Consider the following 23,057-nt stretch of genomic DNA (forward strand, 5'->3'; position numbering starts at 1 on the left):
AGAGAGCGCTCTCTCGCCCGCCGGAGGTGTGCCCGGTAGAAGCGGCGGACCCGGGGGCCTAGAACGGCGTCAGCGTGACCTCGAAGGAGGCGGGCGCGTGGTCCTGGATGTAGGACGCGAACCCCGAGACGTCGTCGAAGGCGAACCCGTAGGCCTTGCCGTCCTCGGTCGCCTCGTGGAACACCGCAGCGTACTTGTTGGTGATGTCGGCGTTGTAGAAGGCCGCGGGATCGGTGACGGGATGGTCGGCGGTGTCCAGCAGCGTCGACCGGTTGAGCGCCGCACCCAGAATCGCCGCCACCGGGCCCTTGAGGCCGTCGTTGGGGGCGTGCAGCGCGCCGTCGCAGAAGAACACGTCCCGGGTCGAGGGCTTGTCGAATGCGCCCACTCCCCCGTCGAAGGCCAGCCGCCCCGACCCGTCGACACGGCCGGTGAACGTGCCCTGGTTCGTGGTGATCCGCAGATCCCTGCCGCTGTAGCGCGACCACACTCGGTCGATGTAGGGGGCGTAGTAGTCGCGGGAGAAGCGGCCGGTGTCGATCCCGTGGCCCGGCGCGATCACCCGGCGGCGGTCGCCGACCACAAGCGGGGAGTAGTCGGAATCCGCCAGCAGAGTGTCGAAGACCAGGTCGCGCCCGCCCGGCTTGAGCCGGCCGGTCGACTGGTCTCGCTCCCCGCTGAGCGCGATCGCCAACGGAACGCTGAACTGGTCGACCATCGTGGTGTTGCAGTACATGCCGGTGTCGTCGTGGGTGAACTCCACGGTGTCGTGCAGCACCGAGAAGTTGGGGTCGGACTCCACCCAGCCGGCCGGGTACGCCAGCGCCGGATTGCCGTTGCCGTCCTCGACCGCCTTGAAGCGCAGCTTGTCCTCCAGCGCGATGTAGATGCGCCCCGACATGAACGGCAGCGTCAGACCGCCCGCCTCGCTCAGCGGGATCGAGTAGTCGGTGAAGCCGCCGTCGGTGTTGTCGGAGAGCTGCACGGGGGCGAACGTGCCGTCGGGCCGCACGCGGCCCTGCCTGCCGGTGGCGGTGTCGGTGCCCACGATGTAGAGCCGCACCGCGCTGTCGGCGTAGCCGCTCTCGTTGGCGAAGGAGACCGGCAGCGCTCCGGCGGAGGCCGCCTGCTCGCCCGCGGTCAGCTTGGCGCCGCTGCTGGAGGCCCCGCACGCGGCCGTGCCCAGCAGCGGAGCGGCCAGTGCGGCGCCCCCGGCGCCGCGCAGGAACGAACGTCGATCGATCATCACAGGTTCCTCTCTGGGGGGTGCGGGCGAGTGGACGGTGCGTCCCTCCGTGCGCACGCAACGGAACCGGCCACAAGCGCACGGCACCACCCGCGGACCGGAAGCGGCACCTCTGCCGCTCCCTTTCGGTAAACAACCCTTCCCGTTGCGTGACGCCCGATGCTAGAGAGGCCCCGACCGGATGCGCAAGGAACCCAGGTAACAGCGGCACGCGCACCCCTGCGCGCTCCAGCACGTGCCGAGAACCCCCGCACAAACCGAGAGCGGGGCACCCCGGCGCCCCGCTCCAGTCGAACCATCCCGCTACTCGGCGTCCGGCCACGCAGTCTCGGCCTCGGCCACCGCCTCGTCCGGCACCGGCCCGTACCACGCCTCCAGCAGCGCCGCGAGCTCCGCGGATTCCGGCTCGCTGCCCGTCCCGCTCACTCCCCCTCCATCCAGTACCGCTGCAACCGGGCCACGGCCGCCTCCTTGTCCATCGCGGCGACCTCGGCCTCCGCCAGCCCGACCTTCGAGATGAGCAGGTGCACGAGATCGGCGGGCAGCGCCTCCGCCGGCGCCGCCGGCGCCCCCCGATCCGGCACGGTCCCGTCGCGGACGCAGGTCCAGAACACCGATTCGTCCACGCACAACTGGTCGCGCAGAATGTGCGCCCACAGGCGTTCTCCGTAGTCCGTCCTGTCGACGGGATGGGAGATCCGGGTCCGCAGGACGCGGCCGTCCGGTAGTCCCAGTTCGTAGGTGACGTGATGGGTTCCGGCGGCACCGCGGGCACCGCGCACCCCGCGCCACCCCTCGATCTCGCAGAACCGCTCGTGGTCCTTGCGCGTGGGAGTCGGTCGGCTCACGGCACCTCGCCCACCAGCCAGCCGCGCAACTGCTCGTCGTCGCTGAGAGCGACCAGCTGCACCAGCCCCCAGTTCTCCGCGTGGTTGGGAGAGTCGAGCAGGCGGTCCTGCCAGTCCTCGGCGTATTCGCGCAGCGCACCGATCATCTCCGAGACGGCCTCGTCGAACGTGGCGCCGTCCGCGGCGACGGGCAGCCCCGGGATGAAGACGGACCACCCGCCGGCTTCGGGGACCACTTGAGCACGGGACGGGCTGACCGAAGCGAGGTAGTGGCGCAGCCGTTCGACGTCCACGACGGCCGTCATCGCCGAATCACGTCTCACCGTCGCGACACGCCCTCTCTCGGCCGCATCCAGTAGGGCCTTCAGATGCGCCCGGGCATCGGTGTAGCTGTCGTAGTGAACGGCGGACATGGCGGCACCTCCATCGGGACGTGCCTCCATGCTAGCCGGGAAAGTACGTCACGTACATCAAGTACGGCGAACCCTTGCCGCCCGGACACGACGAAACCGGCGGCGGCCCGGTCTGGTTCGGGCCGCCGCCGGCTGTCGGGATCCCCTCGCGGGGACGGGCGCGGCTAGCTGCAGCCGCTGGTGGAGCCGCAGCCCTCGCAGGCGTAGCAGCTGCCCGACGGGCGCATCTTGGTGCCGCAGGTGACGCACAGCGGCGCGTCGGCGACGAAGCCCTGGCTGCGCTCGACCAGCTCGGTGGTCGTGTGCGGCTCGTCGCGCTCGTCGCCGGCCGACTCCGCGGTCTGCCGGTGCTCCTCGGCCTCCCGCTCCGCCGGGGTCAGCGGCGCCGACTGGGCGTAGGACTCCACCTGGGCCGCCACCTGCGCCGGGTCCTCCCCGTTGGCCTGGGCGCGGCGCTCCTCAGCCGAGAGGACGCCCAGCGCGGCGCGCTCCTCATAGGGCAGGTAGTCCAGCGCCAGGCGGCGGAAGATGTAGTCGACCACCGACTGGGCCATGCGGATGTCGGGGTCGTCGGTCATCCCCGCCGGGTCGAAGCGCATGTTGGTGAACTTCTCGACGTAGGTCTCCAGCGGGACCCCGTACTGCAGGGCGATGGAGATCGCGATCGAGAAGGCGTCCATGACCCCGGCCAGCGTGGAGCCCTGCTTGCCGAGCTTCATGAAGACCTCGCCGAGGCCGTCGTCGGGGTAGGACCCCGCCGTGATGTAGCCCTCGGCGCCGCCGACCGAGAACGACACCGTCTGGCTCGGCCGCTTCTTGGGCAGCCGCCGCCGCACCGGGCGGTTGACCTCGATGACCTCGGGCTCGGGCTTGTCCTGCTCCTTGCTCTCGGTGGAGGCCGTGGACAGCGGCTGGCCGACCTTGCAGTTGTCGCGGTAGACCGCCAGCGCCTTGAGCCCCAGCTTCCAGCCCTGGAAGTAGATGTGCTCGAAGTCCTCGACGGTGGCCTCCTCGGGCACATTCACCGTCTTGGAGATCGCGCCGGAGAGGAACGGCTGCACCGCCGCCATCATCTCCACATGGCCCATGGGCTTGATGTAGCGCTTGCCCATGGCGCAGTCGAAGACCTCGTAGTGCTCGGGACGCAGCCCGGGGGCGTCGACGACGTGGCCGTGGTCGGCGATGTACTCCACGATCGCCTCGACCTGCTCCTCCTGGTAGCCCAGGTTGCGCAGCGCCCGCGGAATCGCCTGGTTGACGATCTGCATCGACCCGCCGCCGACGAGCTTCTTGTACTTCACCAGGGAGAAGTCGGGTTCAATGCCCGTTGTGTCGCAATCAAGCATAAATCCGATGGTTCCAGTGGGCGCGAGCAGGCTCGCCTGGGCGTTGCGCCAGCCGTTCTTCTCGCCGACCTTGAGGCACTGCTGCCAGGCCGCGGTGGCCGCGGTGGAGATGACGCGGTCCATCTCGCCGACGGTGCGCAGGTCGTCGTTGGCGGCGGCGTGCTTGCGCATGACCCGCTTGTGGCCCTCGGCGTTCTTGGCGTAGCCGTCGTAGGGGCCCACGACGCCGGCCAGTTCGGCGCTGCGCTTGTAGGCGGTACCGGTCATCAACGAGGTGATGGCGGCGGCCACGGCGCGCCCGCCGTCGGAGTCGTAGGCGTGGCCGGTGGCCATCAGCAGCGCGCCGAGGTTGGCGTAGCCGATGCCCAGCTGCCGGAAGGCCCGCGTGGTCTCGCCGATCTTCTCGGTCGGGAAGTCGGCGAAGGTGATGGAGATGTCCATCGCCGTGATGACCAACTCGGTCAGCTTGACGAAGTTGTCGATGTCGAAGGTGTCGTCGTCGCGCAGGAACTTCAGCAGGTTGATCGAGGCGAGGTTGCAGGACGAGTTGTCCAGGTGGACATATTCGGAACAAGGGTTACTTGCACTAATACGTCCGCTTTCGGGTGTCGTGTGCCAGTCGTTGATCGTGTCGTCGTACTGCAGCCCGGGGTCGGCGCACTCCCAGGCCGCGCGGGCCATCTTGGCGAACAGCTCCTTGGCGTCGACGGTGGCCACGACCTCGCCGGTGGTGCGCGAGGTCAGGCCGAAGTCGGAGCCGGACTCCACGGCGCGCATGAAGGCGTCGGAGACCCGCACGGAGTTGTTGGCGTTCTGGTACTGGACGCTGAACATGTCGGCGCCGCCCAGGTCGACGTCGAACCCGGCGTCGCGCAGGGCGCGGATCTTGTGCTCCTCGCGCGCCTTGGTCTCGACGAACTCCTCGATGTCGGGGTGGGCGACGTCGAGCACCACCATCTTGGCGGCGCGGCGGGTGGCGCCGCCGGACTTGATGGTCCCGGCCGAGGCGTCGGCGCCGCGCATGAACGACACCGGCCCGGAGGCGGTGCCGCCGGAGGAGAGCAGCTCCTTGCTGGAGCGGATCCGCGAGAGGTTCACCCCCGCGCCGGAGCCGCCCTTGAAGATGATCCCCTCCTCCTTGTACCAGTCGAGGATCGACTCCATGGTGTCGTCCACAGAAAGGATGAAACACGCGGAAACCTGCTGAGACGAGGCGGTTCCGACGTTGAACCAGACCGGGGAGTTGAAGCTGAAGTACTGGTTGATCAGGGCGTGCTTGAGTTCGTGGTCGAAGACCTCGGCGTCGTCGTCGGTGGCGAAGTAGCCGTGGGCCTTGCCGGTCTCGGTGTAGGTGCCGGCGACCCGGTCGACGAGCTGCTTGAGGCTCCACTCGCGCTCGGGGGTGCCCAGCGCGCCGCGGAAGTACTTGCTCGCGACGATCTGGGTGGCGTTCATCGACCAGGACGCGGGGAACTCCACGCCGCGCTGCTCGAAGTTGACCGAGCCGTCGCGCCAGTTGGTCATCACGACGTCGCGCCGCTCCCACTCGACCGCGTCGTAGGGGTGCACGCCGGGCGTGGTGAAGATGCGCTCGATCTTCATGCCCTTGCGGCGGTCCTTCCCCTTGCGTGCCGCCCCGCTAGCGGTCTCAGTCATCTCGCTCCCCCTGCTCCTCGTCGCGTACCCGGATCGGGCACCGCATCCACCCGGCTGGTGCGGTGCGTGGTGCTCGCCCGGCCGCCGCTGCGGCCGGCCGCCTGGTCGGTGTGTACTCAGTCGTCGCCGTCGTCCCCGGCCGACCGCGCCGGCTGCGGCTCCTCGTGCTCGTGCCCCGCGCGCAGCAGGGCGATCTCCTTCTCGAAGTCCGCCAGCGACTCGAAGCCGCGGTAGACCGAGGCGAAGTGCAGGTAGGCCACCTCGTCGAGCTCGCGCAGCGGTCCGAGGATCGCCAATCCGATCTCGTGGGCGGGGACCTCGGCCATGCCGCGCGACCGGATCTCCTCCTCGACGCGCTGGCCCAGCTGGGCGAGCGCGTCCTCGGTGACCGGCCGCCCCTGGCAGGCCCGCCGCACGCCCGCGACGATCTTGGTCCGCGAGAACGGCTCGGTCACGCCCGAGCGCTTGGCCACCATCAGCAGGACCGTCTCCTGCGTGGTGAAGCGGCGCTCGCACTGCGGGCAGGAGCGGCGCCGCCGGATGGCCGCGCCCTCCTCGGCGGAGCGGCTGTCGATCACCCGGGTGTCCGGATGACGGCAGAACGGACAGTGCACGCCGATCCGCCTCCCCCCGTTTGTCGGCATTGCTCGCGCCTGTCGCCGGGATCGCCCGCACGGCAGGCGATCCGCGAAGATCAGGTACCTACTAAAGCACAATTTCTAGGCTGCGTGTTCCACGGCGAGCACTAGATGTTGTGGTCAACTTATGACTGCGGCAGCCGCTACGCAAGTCCTTTGGACAGGTGCCGCACGAGCCTCGCAGGTCACCGCGCCGAAACCACTCGAGGTGGCCGGGCGTGCCCTCAACGTGCCCGCATACGCGGCCTGTCTGCGTGTGCCCATGGCCACAGCCGCGATGCCGGGGCGCGCCGGACGCGGCAGGGCCGCCGGAAGGCCGAACGGCGGTGTCGGGGCACAGGCGGCTGCTGCGGGCGCTCCGCACGGAGGCACGGACGCACCGGGGGCCTGGCCGCGGGGCGCCGCGGTCAGCCGCCGAGGACGGCGGCGGGACGGTGGTTCCGCCGTCCGGCGCGGCGGCGGCCGGGGACACCTTACTCGCCTCGCGGCGCCCGTTTGCCACCCACACGCCGCAGGCGCGACTCGGTGCGTCCCGCGGGCGCGGCGGGCGGTTTGCCCCGCGCGGCGACCGCGGCGGGGCACCGGGTCCCGAGTGGGAAATCTCCGTGCGGAGGGGCCGGGGTGCGCTCGATCCGGTCGGGTCGGACCTGTTCGGGTGCGCGGGTTCCGGTCGGGTGTTGCGGACCGCCTTTTCGCCGTCGCCGGGCGAGCCGCGGCGGTTCGGCCACCCCCTGGGGCGGTCTCGGGCGGGCGCGCTCCGCGGCCTCCCTCGCCCTGCCGTGCGGCGGGAGCCGCCCGGCGGGCGAAGGAGGCGGCGGGGCCGGGTATCAGGGCTCGATGGTGACCTTGATGGCACTGCCGGCGGCCACAGTCTCGATCGCCTTGGGCACTTCGGCCAGCGGCAGGCGCTCGGTGATGAGGTCGGCGACCGGCACCGCCCCCGAGGCGATCAGCTCCAGGGCGCGCCGGTTGTGGTCGGGGCTGGACCCGTTGGCGCCCACGATGGTGAGTTCGCGGTAGTGGACCTCGTTGGAGTCCAGCGCGATGACCGGGTCCGCCTTGGGCAGCCCGCCGAAGAAGCTGATGCGCCCGCCGCGGCCGACCATGCGTACCGCGTCCTGCTGCGCCCGGTTCGAGGCGGCGGCGGTGACGACCACGTCGGCGCCGCGCCCTCCGGTCAGGCGCAGCACCTCCTGGACCGCGTCGGTCTCGCCGGCCGCGATCGCCGCGTCGGGTCCGACCACCCGGGCGGACATGTCCAGCCGGCCGCGGTTCAGCTCCACAAGGAAGACGCGCTCCGCGCCGCGGGCGCGCGCCATGCGCACGTGCATGCACCCGATCGGGCCGGCCCCCACGATCACCGCGGTGTCGCCCGGCCCGACACCGGCGAGCTCCTGGCCGTTGAGCACGCAGGCCAGCGGCTCGGCGACCGAGGCCTCGGCGAACCCGACCCCGTCGGGGACGCGGTTCACCCCGCCGACCGCCGACACCTTCGCGGGGACGACGAGGTACTCGGCGAACCCGCCGTCGTAGTGGTAGCCCATCGACTCCTGGTGGGGGCAGACGGTCTGCCTGCCGCGCAGGCACAGCTCGCACCGACCGCAGGGGATGGCGGCGATGACCTGCACCCGTTCGCCCTCGGCCCGGCCCGCTGCGCCCGGTCCGCTCTCCACCACCTCGCCGGCGATCTCGTGGCCGATGACGCGCGGGGGCGCGATGTGGTGGTGGCCGTGGCGGTGGATCTTGACGTCGGTGCCGCAGGCGGAGCAGTTGCGGACCCGGATCTTCAGCTCCCCCGGTCCCGGCCGGGGCTCGGGCGCCTCTTCCAGGCGGATGTCGCCGGGCGCGTAGAAGCGGGCGACCAACATGTGCTGCCTTCTCTCTGCTCGTGAATCGCTCGGGGGGCGTGTGCGGGCGCTCAGGTGGCCTGTTCGGCCGCGCTGGAGCCGAGCAGCGCCACGACGGTGGCGGCGTCCGATGCGCCGCGCAGCCGCGCAGCCGCCCGTCCGTCGGACAGCACGCGCGCCAAGGCGGCCAGCACCCCGGTGTGCTCGGTGCCGCGGGCGGCGATGCCGATGGCCAGAACGGCCTCGCGGCCGCCCCAGTCGACACCGTCGGGGAACTGCACGAACGCCAGCGCCGTGCGTTTGACCAGCGCCCGCGCCGCGTCGGTGCCGTGCGGGATCGCCACGCCTTCACCGATGTAGGTGGACATGGAGCGCTCGCGCTCGTGCATGGCCGGCAGGTAGGCGGGCTCGACCGCGTCCAATTCCAGCAGCAGCCGCCCGCACTGGTCGACGGCATCGGCCCGGTCCGCGGCCGTGCGGCCCAGCCGCACCGCCTCCGGCCCGATGCGCAGCTCAGTCGCCAATGGCCTCGCCGTTCTTGACCGCCTGCTCGACCCGCGCGAACGCCGGGTCTCCGAGGAACATCTCGAACTCGACCACGACCGTGCCGGGCCGGGCGGCGCGGGCGCGGGAGGCCAGGACGGAGTGGCACAGCACCAGGTCGGCGTCTGCGGGGATGCGTCCCACGGCCGCGTGCACCACGGTCACTCCGTAGGGCTGGAGGGTGTTGGCCAGTTGGGAGGTCAGCAGGACGCTGCTGCCCATGCCCGCGTCGCAGGCGACGACGACCTTCTTGATGTTCGATCCGTTGATGCTGCTCACGACTGCGCCTCCGGGTTCTGGTACTGGGTCTTCTCCCTGGCCCGCTCGCCGCGGCCGAAGCCGAGCAGCAGGGAAGCCGTGATGAACGAGACGGCGGTGGCGGCGAGGACGCCGGCGAGCACCGACAGGTGCCCGCCGCGCGGTGTGACCGCCATCAGCGCGATGATGCTCCCCGGCGACGGCGTGGAGACCAGCCCCGCCCCGAGGACCATGAAGGTGGTGACGCCCGTGACGCCGCCGGCGATCGCGGCGATGATCAGCTTGGGTTGGGCGAGGATGTAGGGGAAGTAGATCTCGTGGATGCCGCCGAGGAACTGGATGACGATTGCGCCGGGAGCGGTGGCGCGGCTGACCTTGGGGCCGAAGAGCATGACGGCGAGCAGGACGCCGAGTCCGGGCCCGGGGTTGGTCTCGATGAGGAATTCGATGGCCTGGCCGGTCTCGGAGACGCGGGCCGCGCCCAGTGGGCCGAACACCCCGTGGTTGATGGCGTTGTTCAGGAAGAGCACTTTGGCGGGTTCCACGATGAGCGACACGAGCGGCAGCAGCGACCAGTCGATCAGCGTCTGCACACCGGCCCCCAGCACCCGGGTCAGCCCTTGCACGAGCGGCCCGACGGCGTAGAGGCCGAAGCCGGCCATGGTGCCGCCGAGGATGCCCGCGCTGAAGTTGTTGTAGAGCATCTCGAAGCCGGTCCGCACGCGGGGCAGCAGCGCTTGGTCGACCAGCTTCATCAGGTAGGCCGCGAGCGGACCGATGATCATGGCGCCGAGGAACATCGGGACCTCGGAGCCGACCACGACGCCCGTCGTGGCGATGGCGCCCACCACGGCGCCGCGCTGGTCGTAGACCAGCCGGCCGCCGGTGTAGCCGATCAGCAGCGGCAGCAGGGTGCCGAGCATGGGTTCGACGAGCCGGTGCATCGTCTCGTTGGGGAACCAGCCGTCGGGGATGAACAGGGCGGTGATGAGCCCCCAGGCGATGAACGCGCCGATGTTGGGCATCACCATGCCGGACAGGTGGCCGCCGAAGCGCTGGACCGCGGCCCGGCTCCGTTGGAGCCTCGTGGGATTCGCGGAGGTCGGCGGCGGGGTGGGTGTGGTCATGGGGGGTCACCTGCGTCTGCTGCGTCGCGGCCCCGTCTGCGAAGTGGGTCCGGGGCCGTTCGGGGCGGGGATCGGGACGGGGAACGGGCAGGTCGGAAGGCCGGGCTCGGAGGGCCCCGCGGAGCCGGCGGCCGGGCGCCGCGGCCGGGGCCGGTGTGCGGCGGCCGGAGCGGGGACGGGACCGCTTCGGCCGCCGCGTCGGGCGGGACCGGCGGCCGTTTGCGCCCGCCGGTCCCGCCGGCCCCTCACACCACGACGACCCGGGGGCCGAACGCGGCGAGCTCGCCGGCCAGGCCGTCGGCCAGGCCGCTGTCGGTGATGATGCAGTCCACCTCGTCCAGCGTGGAGAACCGGGCGAAGTGGTCGTTGCCGACCTTGGTGTGGTCGGCCAGCAGGACGACGCGCCGAGCGGAGCGGATCATCGCCCGCTTGACCATCGCCTCCGCGGTGTCGGGGGTGGTGAGTCCGTGTTCGGCGGAGACGCCGTTGGTGGCCATGAACGCGACGTCGACGAAGGTCTCCTCCAGGGCCTGCAGCGCCCAGCTTTCGACCGTGGCCTGCGTACGGGGGCGCAGGCGACCGCCCAGCAGCATCAGGTTGGTGTTGGCCCGCGGGGTGAGGGTCAGGGCGATGGAGACCGAGTTGGTGACCACGGTGAGACCGGAGGGAAGCTGCTCGGCGAGCCGGCCGGTGGTGGAGCCCGCGTCGAGGAGGATCGCCCCTTCGGCGGGCACCTCCTCCAGCGCGGCCTTGGCGATGCGCTCCTTCTCCGGGGTCATGACGAAGTCGCGCTGGGTCAGTGTCGGTTCGAATCCCAACCGCTCGACGGGGATCGCGCCCCCGTGGACGCGCCGAAGCACGCCGTGGCGCTCCAGTGCGGTGAGGTCGCGCCGCACCGTCTCGTAGGTGACGTCGAACTCGGATGCGAGGCGCGCGACATCGACCCGGCCGTCCCTGCGGGCGCGTTCCACGATGCTGCGTTGCCGCTCTTCCGCGTACATGTGAGATCACCTGCGTTTCGATGTGGCTTTAAGTGATGTTAGTGAGATGGCGTTAGGCATTCAAGGCTCGGCGCACATTGCGGGAGAACGCCCCGAATTGCGAACTTCCCGGTTGGCGGCGGTTCGGAGGGGCGGCGGTTGACGGCACCCGGCAAGCGGACATAATCAAAGAAAGAAACAACCAAACGGACCGTTGAACACCGGTCGGGCACACATGGCCGGGGTTCACGGGCCCGGTGGCGCGGCGACCGCACCGAAGCCGGTCCGGCCGCGCCCCGTGGGGTCGCCGCGGAGGACCGTCCGCACGCGGCCTCGCAAGCCCCGCCGCCAGCGGGCCCTCCTCCGCAACGGCCGCGACCGCCGCACCACGAAAGCCCGCCCGCATGATCCTCACCTGCACTCCCAACCCCAGCGTCGACCACACGCTGGAGGTCCCGGAGCTCCTCCGCGGCGACGTCGTGCGCATCCGCTCCGCCTCCACCGAGGCCGGCGGCAAGGGGGTCAACGTCTCCCGGGCGCTGCGCCGCAACGGCCGCCGCACCACGGCCGTGCTGCCCGTCGGCGGTGCGCCGGGGGCCGAACTGGCGGCCCTGCTGGGCGATCTTCCCCGCGTCCAGGTGCCCGTCGCCGCGCCGACCCGCTCCAACGTCACGCTGGCCGAGGCCGACGGCACCACGACGAAGCTGAACAGCCCCGGTCCGCGGCTGAGCCCGGCGGAGGTGGACGGACTGCTGGAGGCGGTGGAGGCCGAGCTGGCCCGCGCACCCGCCTGGCTGGTGGCGAGCGGCAGCCTGCCCAGCGGGGCGCCGACCGACCTCTACGCCCGCATCGCCAAGCTCGCGGCCGACCGCGGCGTTCCGGTCGCGCTGGACACATCGGGCGAACCGCTGGCCGCCGCGGCGCGGTCGGGGGCCTTCGCGCTGCTCAAACCCAACCGCGCGGAGCTGAGCGCGCTGCTGGGCCGCGAGCTCGCCACCGTGGGCGAGGTGGCCGGCGCCGCTCGCGAGGCGGCGGGCTGGGGCAACGGGGCCGTGCTGGTCACGCTGGGTTCACACGGCGCGCTGCTGGCCTGCGGCGGGCATACGTGGCTGGGCCAGGGGCCGCCGGTGGTCCCCCGCAGCACCGTGGGCGCCGGCGACTGCGCGCTGGCGGGCTACCTCGCGGCCGGCGGGCCGCCCGAGGCGCGCCTGCGCCGCGCGGTGGCCTGGGGTGCGGCGGCGGTCGCCCTGCCCGGCACCACGGTGCCGGGCCCCGAGGACGTGCGCCCCGCCGACGTCACCGTGATCGCCGACCCGCCGGAGTCCTGGGCCGTCGGGGGCGGCTGAGCCCGCCCGTCGCCCATCCGTCGGCGCCCCCGTTCAGGGGCGGCGGGCGCTCCGCGCGGCCGCCCCGGCGGAAGGGGCGCGGCGGGTGCCGGCGCCGGTCCGCGCCGAATGTCGTCGCGGTGATCTAGAAATCAGGCATGACGAGTTCTTGGCCGGGTTCCAGTTCGGACTCGCTCAGGCCGTTCACCCGCACGATCTCGTGCACCGTGCTGCGCGGGTCGTCGCCGGGGCGCACGCGCTGGGCGATGTCCCACAGGGTGTCGCCGTCCTGGACGACGACGGTGGCGGGGGCCTGCCCGCTCAGCGCGGTCTCGGTGGGCGCGCCCGAGGCCGAGGCGCCCGCTGTGGCCGCACCCGTGAAGAGCACCGCCAGCGCGGCGGTCGCCAGCACCGTGGCGGCCGAGACCACGACGATGCGCCCGCGGCGGGTGAGCCGGTGCTGCCACAGCTCCAGGGCGGGGTTGGCGCCGGGCGACGGAGCAGCGGGCCGGGGATCCGGGGCCGCCCGCTGGGGGCGCCGCGGCGCCGCAGGAGCGGCCGCGGCGGGTCGCCGGGCGGCGCGGGGCGCCGGGACCGGGGGCGTCTCGGCCGCCGGGGGCGCGCCGGCTTCGCCGCCCCATTCGGGGAGCTGCCGGGCCCAGTCGAACAGGGCGCCGTTGTGCGCACCCGGAACGGCGGAGGCCGCGGGGGCGTCGTCCCCGGGATCCTGCGCCGGAGCGTCCGGCCGGCCGGGGACGACCGACAGCCGGGCGCGCCGGGACTGCCGGTCGAGGGGGCCCTGGCCCGGTGTGTCGGGCCAGGGAAGGGGGGATTCGAATGCAGAGGCGGATTCAGACGCAGACAGAGTCATGGCCACACAGCCCTCACCTTCGTACGCCAGTTCGTTAGAACTAACGTTCGATTCCTACCGCATCCGCGCGTATTTTTCAGCACCATCTCGAACGTTTGTTTGATATTGCCGTGTGCACGCAGTAACGTTGGACATGTTTCGCTGCGGTATCGGCGGCGCCACTGTTGGTGGCCGCACGCGCGCTACCGCTGACGTGATCGATCGACTGGCCGGTCCCGCAATCCGGGGGATCCGCCTGACGCCCGCACCGATAGCCGCACCCAGAACTACCGACCGCCGAGGAGGCCGGCCGTGCCGGAGGAGAACCACGGAACCCAGGAACCTCACGCGGGCGGGGGGTCCGTCACCGCGCTCCGGTCCACTGCCGCCGCACCCGCCGCTGCTCAGGATTCCGCCGAGGGTGCCGAGGGTGCACCACAGCTCACTGCACGCCAGCAGAGCGTGCTGAACTGCATCCACCGCTACGTACGGCAGCGCGGATATCCACCGTCCATCCGGGAGATCGGCGACGCGGTGGGGCTGTCGAGCCCGTCCAGTGTGGCGCACCAGTTGAAGGTGTTGCAACGCAAGGGCTACCTCTACCGCGATCAGAACCGCCCACGCGCGGTCGAAATTCGCATTCCGGGCCAGCCGCCGGTGCGTTCGTGGGACCAGCTGGAGGAGACCCCCGAGCCCGACGAGTCCCGCGCGACCGCCGTTCCGGTGGTCGGCCGCATCGCGGCGGGCGGCCCGATCCTGGCCGAGGAGTCCATCGAGGACGTGCTCACCCTGCCCAAGCAACTCGTGGGCGAGGGGCGGCTGTTCATGCTCAACGTCGTCGGCGACTCCATGGTCGACGCCGCCATCACCGACGGTGACCTGGTCGTCGTCCGCCAGCAGCCCGAGGCCAACAACGGCGACATCGTCGCGGCGCTGATCGACGACGAGGCCACGGTCAAGACGTTCCGGCGCGACGCCGACCACGTGTGGCTGCTGCCGCGCAACGACGACTACGAGCCCATCCTCGGCGACGAGGCCACCATCCTGGGCAAGGTCGTCGCCGTGCTGCGGCGCGTCTGAGGGGCGCCCGCCGGATGTATAACGGCTTCGAATCGCTTTAGTACGGGCCCGTGATCTTCGCTGTAGATCACGGGCCCGCCGCTGTTTCGGAATCCAACGGTTATCTCTCCCTGGGGCGGCACCGCGCCACCGGCTGCGCGCAGGCGCAGGTCCGCTATCCGACAGCGGGTGCAGGCACCAGGGACCAAAGCCCTTGGCGGCCGCGGCGGCGCGGCCCCGCACCGCCGGCTCTCGTCCTTCCCGCCGCGCCCCGCGGGCGCACTACGGTAAGGGCATGCCCGTCCGTTCCGCTCTGCGCGCCGCCGCGCTGTGCACCCTCCTGGTCCCCCTCCTCGCCACCGGCTGCGCCGCCGAGGACCGCACCGCGACGCCCGAGCCTCCCGGCGCCGCTCCCCAGGAGCGCGACGTGACCTTCCGCAGCGGCCCCGACACCCTGCACGGCACGTTCGCGCTGCCGCCCGGCGGCGGCGACGGCCTGCCCGCCGCGCTGATCGTCTCCGGGAGCGGGCCCACCGACCGGGACGGAAACGCCCCGGGGCGGCCCGACGCCGATACCAACGCCAACTTCGCCCGGGTGCTGGCCGAGGCCGGAGTCGCCTCCCTGCGTTACGACAAGCTCGGCAGCGGCGAGACGGAGATGGCCTCGCGCGACCCCGACTCCCCTGTGGGCTACGACGTGTTCGCCCAGGAGGTCGCCGACGCCTACGCCTTCCTGGCCTCCCGGCCCCGGGTCGACCCTTCGCGGCTGATCGTGCTCGGCCACAGCGAAGGCGCGCTGTTCGCGCTGCGCGCCCACGAGATCGTCGCCGACCACGAGCCCCGGGCGCTGATCCTCGCCGCACCTCCCGGCCGGCGCTACCTCGACGTCCTCGACCGGCAGCTGACCGAGCAGGTCCGCAGGGCCGAGGCCGCCGGCGCGATGGGGTTCGCGCAGGCGGCGGAGACGCTCTCGGACGCCCGCTATGCCATCTCCCGGATCCGCGACGGCGGCGGGGTGGCCGACTTGGACCTGTCCCACGGCCTCAGCGGCGTGTTCGATCCGCGGTTCGTGCCGTTCCTGCGCAGGATCGACGCCATGGACCCCCTCGACCTGGCCCGGGAGGTCCCCGCCGGCACCAGCACCCTGGTGCTGTGGGGCACCGCGGATACCCAGGTTTCCCGCAGCGGCGTGGACCGCCTGATGAGGGGCCTGCCCGATGCCGAGCGCGCCGACATCGAGGACGCCGACCACGTGTTCCGGGTGTACGGCGACGCGCCCGGGGATGCGGTGCTCGATTCCCAGCGCCGCTTCTCCCCCGCCGTCACCCCCGCCGTCCACGGCTTCCTGGAGTCGGCCGTCGGGGTGTCCTAGCCGGCGTAAGAGGCGGGAGTGCGGCCGCCCAGGGACTCTCAGTAGTCGCCCTTCTCGATCTCGGCGGTGACGGCGCGGGCCAGGGATTCGGCGTTGGCCAGCGCGAGGTCGCCGGAGATGGAGTGGGTGGCCTGGTAGTCGACCGCCGCCGTGTGGCAGGCCATCGTGTACAGATTCGACATCCGCACGGCCACGCAGCCCCATTCGAAGCTCTGCACCGGCTCGGTCCAGGCTTTGGCCTCGTCTCCGAGGCCGGAGACGCTGTGGGCCGAGGCGTCCCGCGCCGCCGCCTCCAGTGCGGTGGAGGCGGCCTCGGCACCGGGCCTGCCCGTGTGGTCGGCGTAGCGCACGAGGACCAGGCGGGCGGCGGCGGGCACGGCGGGCGCGGTCTCGGGGGTGGCCCACCGGCACTCGTAGCCCTCGCGGCGCTCCGGGTCGAAGTCCTCGATGCGCCTGTTCAGCTCGGTCTGGCGGGCGGGGACCAACCCGTCGAGGACGTCGCCCGGCGCGACCGAGCAGTCGGGCGCGGACTCGTAGGCACCGCCCGCGGCGGTGCTGAGCGCGACGATGGCCCACACGCCCGCCCCTGCCAGCAGCAGCACGACGACGGCCAGGGCGGCGACCGCGGCGGTCGCGCAGCCGCGGCTCTGCGCCGGGGCGGCGGAGATCGGCTCGGGTTCGGGGGGCGGCGCGCCGGGAGATCCGGGCGGCGGCCCAGGAGGCGGGACGGGCGGAGGCGGAGCCTGGGGCGGGTGCGGCGGCCGACCGCCGGGTGGTTCAGGGCCGGCGCCGGGTGCCGCCCAGCCGGCGGCGCTCGGCGGCGCGGCGTGCCGCGTCCGGGCGTCGGCCGCATGCTGCGGCGGGTGCGGCCCGCCGGCGGGGCCGGTGCCCGGGCCGGCACTCGGCTGCGCGGGGTCGGCGGGCGGCTGGGGCGGCCGTGCCGCGTGTGCGGGCTCCCGGCCGCTCTGCGGCGCTTCGGCACCGGAGCCGTCGGCTCCCGGCCGGTGCCGGGGCTCGTGGCGCTCCGGCTCGCCGGGCGGGCCGCCGCCGGGCCCCTGCGGCCCGGAACCGTCGGGCGGTGGCTGGGACATGGTGCCTCCCTGTCCTGCTGCTCAGCGCGCGGGCCGCGCGTCGGTGCCGCCCCGGCGTGCGGGCGCCCGGTCTGCGCGCCGGGTGGCGCGTCGCTACAGCGCCGCCGCCACCTGTTCGGCGACGGCGACGGCGCCGTCGCGGGCGGCCTGGTAGTCCAGGTCGCCGCCCTGGTCGGAGTCGCCGCCGTAGAAGACCTGGATGAGCATGTTGTCGCGGCGGAAGACGACCTCGGCGGAGCTTCCGTCGGCGGTGCCCGGCCAGACCAGTGCACCCTCGCCCAGTTCGGGGACCGGGTCGGCCCCTTCGAGGTTGCCGATGGGGGCCAGCTGCTCCAGGCGGCGGGCGGCGGCGCGGGCTCCGCTGACTTCGCCGGACTTGTCGGTGAAGTGGGCGGTGAAGTCCACGTGCAGGGAGCGGGGCGGCCCTTCGGGCGAGCCGACCGAGGTCCACACGCAGGTGGCGGTGTCGGCGTTGGCCATGGGGCCCTGTTCGCTGGTCTCCAGTCGGGCTCCGGGCAGCAGTGCGCGGACGTCCTGGCGGGGTACCTCGGTACAGCCGGGTGCGGAGGCGTAGGTGTCGGCCTCGTCGGCGCCCACGGCGGGGGCGCCGCGCCCCAGCAGCAGGCCGGTGGTGACCGCGGCGGCCACCACCGCCGCCGTGCCCGCGGCCGCGGCGAGCCACAGGCGCGGCGAGGGGCCGTCCTGGTCGCCGCCGGGCGGGATGCCCAGGGCGCGCCCGATCCGGTCCATGGGTCAGGCCACCACGATGTTGACCAGCTTGGGCGCCCGGACCACGACCCTGCGGACCTCCTTGCCGCCGATGAAGTTCTGCACCTTCTCCGAGGCCAGGGCGAGCCGTTCCAGTTCGTCTGCCTCGATGTCGGGTGCCACCTCCAGCTTGTCACGGACCTTGCTGGAGACCTGGACGACACACGTGACCGACTCCTGGGTCAGCAGCTCCGGGAGGGGCGTGCGCCAGTTGCCGACGGCGACCGAACCGGTGTGGCCCAGGCGCTCCCAGCCCTCCTCGGCGGCGTAGGGGGCGAACAGCGACAGCGCGATCGCGATGACTTCGGCCGCTTCGCGCACGGCGGGGTCGTGTGCGCCGGGGCCGGAGTCGATGGCCTTGCGGGCGGCGGTGACCAGTTCCATCAGGCGCGCGACGGCGACGTTGAACCGGTGGGCGTCGACCGCGCCGGTGATCTTGTCCAGCGCCTGGTGGGTGGCCTTGCGCAGGGCGGTGTCGCCGCTGCTGGGGTCGGTTCCGGGCGCGGTGGCGGCGCCGGCCTCGGCCATGACCTTGAAGGCGCGGTTGAGGAACTTCAGCGACGCCGCCGGGGAGACGTCGGCCCAGTCGATGTCGTCTTCGGGCGGGCCGGAGAAGATGACGGTCAGCCGGACGGCGTCGACGCCGTACTTCTCGATCTCCTCGCCGAGGTCGACGCCGTTGCCCAGGGACTTGGACATGGCCTTGCCCTGGTTGATGACCTGGCCCTGGTTGAGCAGTCGGCGGAAGGGCTCGGTGAAGGAGACCAGGCCCATGTCGTAGAGGACCTTGGTGAAGAAGCGGCTGTAGAGCAGGTGGAGGATGGCGTGCTCGACACCGCCGACGTACTGGTCGATGGGGCCCCACTGGGCGACCTTGTCGACGTCGAAGGGGGTGTCGCCGGCGTGGGGGGAGCAGTAGCGCAGGTAATACCACGAGGAGTCGACGAAGGTGTCCATCGTGTCGGTGTCGCGCTGGGCCGGGCCGCCGCAGGCGGGGCAGTCGACGTTGACCCAGTCGGTGGCGGCGGCCAGCGGCGAGACGCCCTTGGGCGCCAGGTCGGCGCCCTTGAGGTTGTCGGGCAGCCGCACGGGCAGCTCGTCGTCGGGGACGGGGACCTCGCCGCAGTCGGGGCAGTGGACGATGGGGATGGGGGTGCCCCAGAAGCGCTGGCGGGACAGCAGCCAGTCGCGCAGCCGGTAGTTGACGGCCGCGGTGCCGGTGCCGCGTTCGGCGAGGATCTCGATGATGCGCTCGATGGCCTCGCTCTTGGACAGCCCGTCCAGCGGCCCGGAGTTGATCAGGCGGCCCTCTCCGGGGGTGGCGACTCCGGTCTGGGCGGGGTCGCCTTCGCCGGTCTCGACGACCTCGCGCACCGGCAGGTCGAACTTGCGGGCGAAGTCCAGGTCGCGCTGGTCGTGGGCGGGCACGGCCATGATGGCGCCGTGCCCGTAGTCGGCCAGGACGTAGTCGGCCGCCCAGACGGGGATGCGCTCGCCGTTGACGGGGTTGACCGCGTAGCGGCCCAGGAAGACGCCGGTCTTCTCGCGCTCGGTGGACTGGCGCTCGATGTCGGTGAGGCGCGAGACCTGCTCGCGGTAGGCGTCGAACTCGGCGCGGTGCTCGGGGGCGCAGAGTTCGTCGGCCAGCTCGGCGTCGGCGGCCACGACGAAGAAGGTGGCGCCGTAGAGGGTGTCGGGCCGGGTGGTGAAGACGGTGACGGGCTCGTCGCGGCCTTCGACGGTGAAGTCGACGTCGGCGCCGGTGGAGCGGCCGATCCAGTTGCGCTGCATCAGCAGGACGCGCTCGGGCCAGTTGCCTTCGAGCTGCTCCATGTCGTCGAGCAGGCGGTCGGCGTACTCGGTGATGCGGAAGTACCACTGGTTGAGGCTGCGGCGCACGACCTCGGTGCCGCAGCGTTCGCACCGGCCCTGCACGACCTGCTCGTTGGCCAGCACGGTCTGGTCCTTGGGGCACCAGTTGACCAGGCCCTCGTTGCGGTAGGCCAGGCCGCGCTCGAAGAAGCGCAGGAACAGCCACTGGTTCCAGCGGTAGTACTCGGGGTCGCTGGTGTGCAGGCGGCGGGTCCAGTCCAGGGAGACGCCGTAGCGCTTGAAGGACTCGGCCTGGGTCTCGATGTTGGCGTAGGTCCACTCGGCGGGGTGGGTGCCGTTCTTGATGGCGGCGTTCTCGGCGGGCAGGCCGAAGGAGTCCCAGCCGATGGGGTGCAGCACGTTCTCGCCGAGCTGGAAGCGGTAGCGCGCGACGACGTCGCCGATGGCGAAGGCTTCGGCGTGGCCCATGTGCAGGTCGCCGGAGGGGTAGGGGAACATGTCGAGGACGTAGGTGCGCGGACGGTCGTCGGCCGGGTCCTCGCTGGCCGTGAACGGGTTCTCCTTGGCCCATCGCGCCTGCCACTTGTCCTGGAGCGCGCGAGCGTCGTAGGCGTCGCTGGCCACCTGGTGTCCGTCTACCGCTGTCATCGCTGGATCGTCCTCTAACCGGTCGCACTTGAGGGCACGTGGCGGCTGGGAGGTCGCGGCCCCTTCGCCGCGCGCCCTCGGGGGTCGGCTCCACCGCGGCGGGCTGCCAGCCGGGTCTTTGCACCAAGGTTAGCGCGGTTCGGGGCGGTGGCTGGACGCGCGGCGGCGGGCCGCGGGGCCGTCGGGGGCCCTGCGGCCGGCGGCGCGGCGCGCGATCGGCGGCGGGGGCGGTCAGCCGCGGCGGCCCCTTCGCCGGTCGCGGCGGGGGCTGCGGAGGCCGCGACGGGTCGTCGTGCCCTCGGCGGGTTCGTCGGCGGGGGAGTCGCCGCGCTCGCGGGCGCTGGCGGCCTTGCGGTACTCCGCGGCGGCGCGCTCGTGCTCCTCGGCGGCGAGGCGGCGCTGGCGGACGGGATCGGGCTCGAGTTCGGCCTCTTCCTCGGGGACGGGGCGGTGGATCTCGGCCTCGCGCTCCATGACCGGGCGGCCGGTCATCTCCTCGTCGAGGAAGCGGCGGGTCTCGCGGTCGATGCTGGTGGTGATGGGGGTGGTCTCGTGCCGTTCGCCTTCGATGATGGTGGCGGCCTCGTGGTCGAGGCCGGTGTCCATTGCCCTGCGGTCGGCGGTCTCCTCGACCACGGTCTGCGGGGCGAACCGGCCGCGCTGCCACCAGGGGAAGCGGCGGCGCTGGGGGTCGGCGAGACCGGCGCGGAAGTAGGTGCGCGGTTGCTTGGTCCACTGGACCAGCCACCAGCTCACGAACACCGCGCAGGCCAGCACCAGGATCCCCAGACTCCAAATCCAGCCGGGCATTGCGGACTCCTCGGGGGTGTCTTTCGTGCGGCTCCTGTCCCTCTGCCCACTAACCGGGAACGCCGCCTTCGAACTGAGTCAGGCCCGCGAAGCGCCCCGCAGGCCCGCGGAATGCTCGCGGCCGCGGCGATGGGAGAATGGGACGAAGACGGCTTCTTCCCACCCCGCCTTTCCAGGCTGCGCTCGCGTCCGTGTCCGGCCGGCGGGGCGCCGTCTGCGGCGCCGGCGCGCCCTGTCCCCCGCTTCACCCCCCAGTCTGTGGAGATTCACCCGAGATGACCGTGTTCGACGCCGCCGGCCGTACCCGCCGGATCGTGATCGCCGCCGCGGTGGCGGCCGTCCTGCTGACCGGCGCCGCGGCCTGCAGCCAAAGCCGGCCCGCACCCGCTGCGAGCAGTTCGGCGCCGGTGCTGGGCGTGGACACCGACCGCGTCCAGCTGCTGGAGGGCACCCCGGCCTCGGTTGCGGGCGAGGACGCCGCGTCGCCGGTGGAGCTCCAGCTCACCGGGTATGAGGACGGCGCGGAGCCCGCGGTGGTCATCGCGGTGCGCCCGCGCGGCGGCCAGGCCGCGGAGTACACCCTCGCCCTCGGCGAGCACCTGGAGGCCGCCGGCTCGTCCTGGCGGGTGTCGGAGATCGGGATCAGCGGCTCGGAGTCCCAGCCGGCCAGCGTGACGCTGACCCGGGAATCGGAGTGAGGCGTAAGCCCACGTCAGCTACCTACCGGAGGGCCAACCAAGTTACTCTTCGGTAGAAGGTGACCGAAACCACGCCGCACAGCTGGAGACGCGATGCTCAACCTCGCCGCACTACTCGAAGACGGCGCCCGCACCACCCCCGAACGCGACTGCCTGGTGTTCGGCGACCTGCGGATCGACTACGCCACGGCGAACACGATCGCCAACCAGGTGGCCGAGATGCTGACCGCCCGCGGCATCAGGCGCGGCGACCGAGTGGCCCTGGCCAGTCCCAACACGCCCTACTTCCCATTCGTCTACTTCGGCGCGCTCAAGGCCGGCGCGGTCGTGGTCCCGCTCAACGTGCTGCTGACCTCCCGCGAGATCGCCTTCCATCTGGAGGACTCGGGCGCCAAGGCGCTGTTCGCCTTCACCGGCACCCCCGACCTCCCGCTGGGCGAGCGCGCCTTCGCCGCCTTCAAGGACACCGACTCCTGCGAGCTCTACATCGACCTGCCGGCCACCCCCGGCGCCGTGGAGTCCCAGATCGAGGGCGCGGAGACGCTGTGGGGCGCGCTGGCGGGCACCACCGGGAGCTTCTCCACGGTGCAGACCGACGCCGACGACACCGCGGTGCTCATCTACACCAGCGGCACCACCGGCTCGCCCAAGGGCGCCGAGCTGACGCACATGAATCTGCTGTTCAACGCCGTCGCCTCCGACGCGCTGTTCGACCGCTCCGAGCACGACGTCTACCTGACCGTGCTGCCGCTGTTCCACATCTTCGGCCAGACCACCATGATGAACTGCGGCCTCTACCGGCACGCCACGCTGGTGCTGCAGGCCCGCTTCGAGCCCGACGAGGCCCTGTCGCTGATGGAGAAGGAGCGCGTGACCGTCTTCGCGGGCGTGCCCACCATGTACTGGGGCCTGCTCGGCGCCAAGGGCGAGCACGACATGGCCGCCATCGCCGGCAACCTCACCACCGCCGTCTCCGGCGGCAGCGCGCTGCCGGGCGAGGTGGCCCGCAACATGAAGGACCGGTTCGGCGTGGAGATCCTCGAGGGCTACGGCCTCTCGGAGACCTCGCCGGTGGTGTCGTTCAACAACCCCAAGGTCAAGGCCAAGACCGGCTCGATCGGGCGGCCGATCTGGGGCGTGGAGATGAAGCTGGTCGACAGCGAGTTCGCCGACGTCGAGGGCGAGGGCCCCGGCGAGATCGCGGTGCGCGGCCACTGCGTGATGAAGGGCTACCACAACCGGCCCGACGCCAACGCCCAGGTGTTCAAGGACGGCTGGTTCCGCACCGGCGACATCGCCCGCCGCGACGACGAGGGGTTCTACTTCATCGTCGACCGCTCCAAGGACATGATCATCCGCGGCGGCTACAACGTCTACCCGCGGGAGCTGGAGGAGGTGCTGATGACCCACCCCGAGGTCAGCCTGGCCGCGGTCGTGGGTGTCGAGCACGAGACGCACGGCGAGGAGATCAAGGCGTTCATCATCCGCGAGGAGGGCTCGGCGCTGACCGGGGAGCAGCTGGTGGAGTGGTCCAAGGAGCGGTTGGCCGGCTACAAGTACCCGCGGCTGGTCGAGTTCCGCGACTCCCTGCCGATGACGGCGACCGGCAAGATCCTCAAGCGCGAGCTGCGCTGAGCGGTGCCCGGCGCGGCCCCGGCGCCGCGCCGGGCCGGCAGCGCTGCGCGGGGCAGCGGCCCGCCA

The 23,057-nt window shown here is 72.3% G+C and carries 21 protein-coding genes; 5 read left to right on the forward strand and 16 right to left on the reverse strand.

Annotation, left to right across the window (positions count from 1 at the left end; all coding sequences use genetic code 11):
- Positions 1–58: 58 nt before the first annotated feature.
- The 11 genes from FZ103_RS17820 to FZ103_RS17865 form a co-directional block, all read right to left on the reverse strand.
- Entirely contained in the window at positions 59–1,246 is a 1,188-nt protein-coding gene (locus FZ103_RS17820; RefSeq protein WP_156002627.1) for a beta-1,3-glucanase family protein, read from the reverse strand.
- Positions 1,247–1,549: 303 nt separating this feature from the next.
- On the reverse strand, positions 1,550–1,672 hold the full coding sequence (locus tag FZ103_RS25630) for a hypothetical protein (protein WP_255430093.1): 123 nt from the start codon (positions 1,670–1,672) through the stop codon (positions 1,550–1,552).
- Positions 1,669–2,094, reverse strand: a complete 426-nt coding sequence (locus FZ103_RS25635; protein WP_186356469.1) for a cytotoxic translational repressor of toxin-antitoxin stability system — start codon at positions 2,092–2,094, stop codon at positions 1,669–1,671. The genes FZ103_RS25630 and FZ103_RS25635 overlap by 4 nt, the downstream gene beginning before the upstream one ends.
- The gene (locus FZ103_RS17830; RefSeq protein ID WP_156002630.1) at positions 2,091–2,507 is read right to left on the reverse strand and encodes a prevent-host-death protein; all 417 of its coding nucleotides are present in this window, start codon (positions 2,505–2,507) and stop codon (positions 2,091–2,093) included. The genes FZ103_RS25635 and FZ103_RS17830 overlap by 4 nt, the downstream gene beginning before the upstream one ends.
- A gap of 164 nt (positions 2,508–2,671) precedes the next feature.
- Positions 2,672–5,509: a vitamin B12-dependent ribonucleotide reductase gene (locus tag FZ103_RS17835; protein WP_156002633.1), complete on the reverse strand. Its 2,838-nt coding sequence runs from the start codon at positions 5,507–5,509 to the stop codon at positions 2,672–2,674.
- Positions 5,510–5,625: 116 nt separating this feature from the next.
- The gene (gene nrdR, locus FZ103_RS17840; protein WP_186356470.1) at positions 5,626–6,123 is read right to left on the reverse strand and encodes a transcriptional regulator NrdR; all 498 of its coding nucleotides are present in this window, start codon (positions 6,121–6,123) and stop codon (positions 5,626–5,628) included.
- An 851-nt stretch (positions 6,124–6,974) separates the two neighbouring features.
- Complete coding sequence (locus tag FZ103_RS17845; RefSeq protein ID WP_156002639.1) at positions 6,975–8,015, reverse strand: zinc-dependent dehydrogenase; 1,041 nt, start codon at positions 8,013–8,015, stop codon at positions 6,975–6,977.
- 50 nt (positions 8,016–8,065) lie between these two features.
- Positions 8,066–8,518 (reverse strand): PTS sugar transporter subunit IIA, encoded by a 453-nt coding sequence (locus tag FZ103_RS17850; protein WP_156002642.1) that lies wholly within the window; start codon positions 8,516–8,518, stop codon positions 8,066–8,068.
- The gene (locus FZ103_RS17855; protein WP_186356471.1) at positions 8,508–8,816 is read right to left on the reverse strand and encodes a PTS lactose transporter subunit IIB; all 309 of its coding nucleotides are present in this window, start codon (positions 8,814–8,816) and stop codon (positions 8,508–8,510) included. Before FZ103_RS17855 ends, FZ103_RS17850 begins: the two co-directional genes overlap by 11 nt.
- A complete protein-coding gene (mtlA, locus tag FZ103_RS17860; RefSeq protein ID WP_156002645.1) occupies positions 8,813–9,922 on the reverse strand; it encodes a PTS mannitol transporter subunit IICB in 1,110 nt (369 codons plus the stop codon). The genes FZ103_RS17855 and mtlA overlap by 4 nt, the downstream gene beginning before the upstream one ends.
- Positions 9,923–10,167: 245 nt before the next feature.
- Positions 10,168–10,923 carry a DeoR/GlpR family DNA-binding transcription regulator gene (locus tag FZ103_RS17865; RefSeq protein ID WP_156002648.1) on the reverse strand — a complete coding sequence of 252 codons (756 nt, stop codon included), beginning with the start codon at positions 10,921–10,923 and terminating at the stop codon, positions 10,168–10,170.
- Between the two features lie 383 nt (positions 10,924–11,306).
- Here FZ103_RS17865 and pfkB point away from each other — a divergent pair, with 383 nt between their 5' ends.
- Positions 11,307–12,248 carry a 1-phosphofructokinase gene (gene pfkB, locus FZ103_RS17870; RefSeq protein ID WP_156002651.1) on the forward strand — a complete coding sequence of 314 codons (942 nt, stop codon included), beginning with the start codon at positions 11,307–11,309 and terminating at the stop codon, positions 12,246–12,248.
- 124 nt (positions 12,249–12,372) lie between these two features.
- On the opposite strand, the gene FZ103_RS25190 is transcribed toward pfkB, so the two are convergent.
- Positions 12,373–13,098, reverse strand: a complete 726-nt coding sequence (locus tag FZ103_RS25190; protein ID WP_156002654.1) for a LysM peptidoglycan-binding domain-containing protein — start codon at positions 13,096–13,098, stop codon at positions 12,373–12,375.
- 441 nt (positions 13,099–13,539) lie between these two features.
- Between FZ103_RS25190 and lexA the strand changes: the two genes are divergently transcribed.
- Both lexA and FZ103_RS17885 read left to right on the forward strand, forming a co-directional pair.
- Positions 13,540–14,157 carry a transcriptional repressor LexA gene (gene lexA, locus FZ103_RS17880; RefSeq protein ID WP_394350115.1) on the forward strand — a complete coding sequence of 206 codons (618 nt, stop codon included), beginning with the start codon at positions 13,540–13,542 and terminating at the stop codon, positions 14,155–14,157.
- Positions 14,158–14,431: 274 nt separating this feature from the next.
- The gene (locus FZ103_RS17885; protein WP_156002657.1) at positions 14,432–15,508 is read left to right on the forward strand and encodes an alpha/beta hydrolase; all 1,077 of its coding nucleotides are present in this window, start codon (positions 14,432–14,434) and stop codon (positions 15,506–15,508) included.
- Positions 15,509–15,546: 38 nt separating this feature from the next.
- Here FZ103_RS17885 and FZ103_RS17890 read toward each other — a convergent pair whose 3' ends face one another.
- The 4 genes from FZ103_RS17890 to FZ103_RS17905 form a co-directional block, all read right to left on the reverse strand.
- The gene (locus tag FZ103_RS17890; RefSeq protein ID WP_156002660.1) at positions 15,547–16,599 is read right to left on the reverse strand and encodes a hypothetical protein; all 1,053 of its coding nucleotides are present in this window, start codon (positions 16,597–16,599) and stop codon (positions 15,547–15,549) included.
- Between the two features lie 93 nt (positions 16,600–16,692).
- A complete protein-coding gene (locus FZ103_RS17895; protein ID WP_156002663.1) occupies positions 16,693–17,349 on the reverse strand; it encodes a hypothetical protein in 657 nt (218 codons plus the stop codon).
- 3 nt (positions 17,350–17,352) lie between these two features.
- Entirely contained in the window at positions 17,353–19,848 is a 2,496-nt protein-coding gene (gene leuS, locus FZ103_RS17900; protein ID WP_156002666.1) for a leucine--tRNA ligase, read from the reverse strand.
- A gap of 231 nt (positions 19,849–20,079) precedes the next feature.
- On the reverse strand, positions 20,080–20,658 hold the full coding sequence (locus FZ103_RS17905; protein ID WP_156002669.1) for a hypothetical protein: 579 nt from the start codon (positions 20,656–20,658) through the stop codon (positions 20,080–20,082).
- A 275-nt stretch (positions 20,659–20,933) separates the two neighbouring features.
- Between FZ103_RS17905 and FZ103_RS17910 the strand changes: the two genes are divergently transcribed.
- Both FZ103_RS17910 and FZ103_RS17915 read left to right on the forward strand, forming a co-directional pair.
- Positions 20,934–21,356 (forward strand): DUF6406 domain-containing protein, encoded by a 423-nt coding sequence (locus tag FZ103_RS17910; RefSeq protein ID WP_156002672.1) that lies wholly within the window; start codon positions 20,934–20,936, stop codon positions 21,354–21,356.
- Between the two features lie 93 nt (positions 21,357–21,449).
- Complete coding sequence (locus FZ103_RS17915) at positions 21,450–22,991, forward strand: long-chain fatty acid--CoA ligase (RefSeq protein ID WP_156002675.1); 1,542 nt, start codon at positions 21,450–21,452, stop codon at positions 22,989–22,991.
- Positions 22,992–23,057: the final 66 nt, after the last annotated feature.

The organism is Streptomonospora sp. PA3 (assembly GCF_009728995.1).
GTDB lineage: Bacteria > Actinomycetota > Actinomycetes > Streptosporangiales > Streptosporangiaceae > Streptomonospora.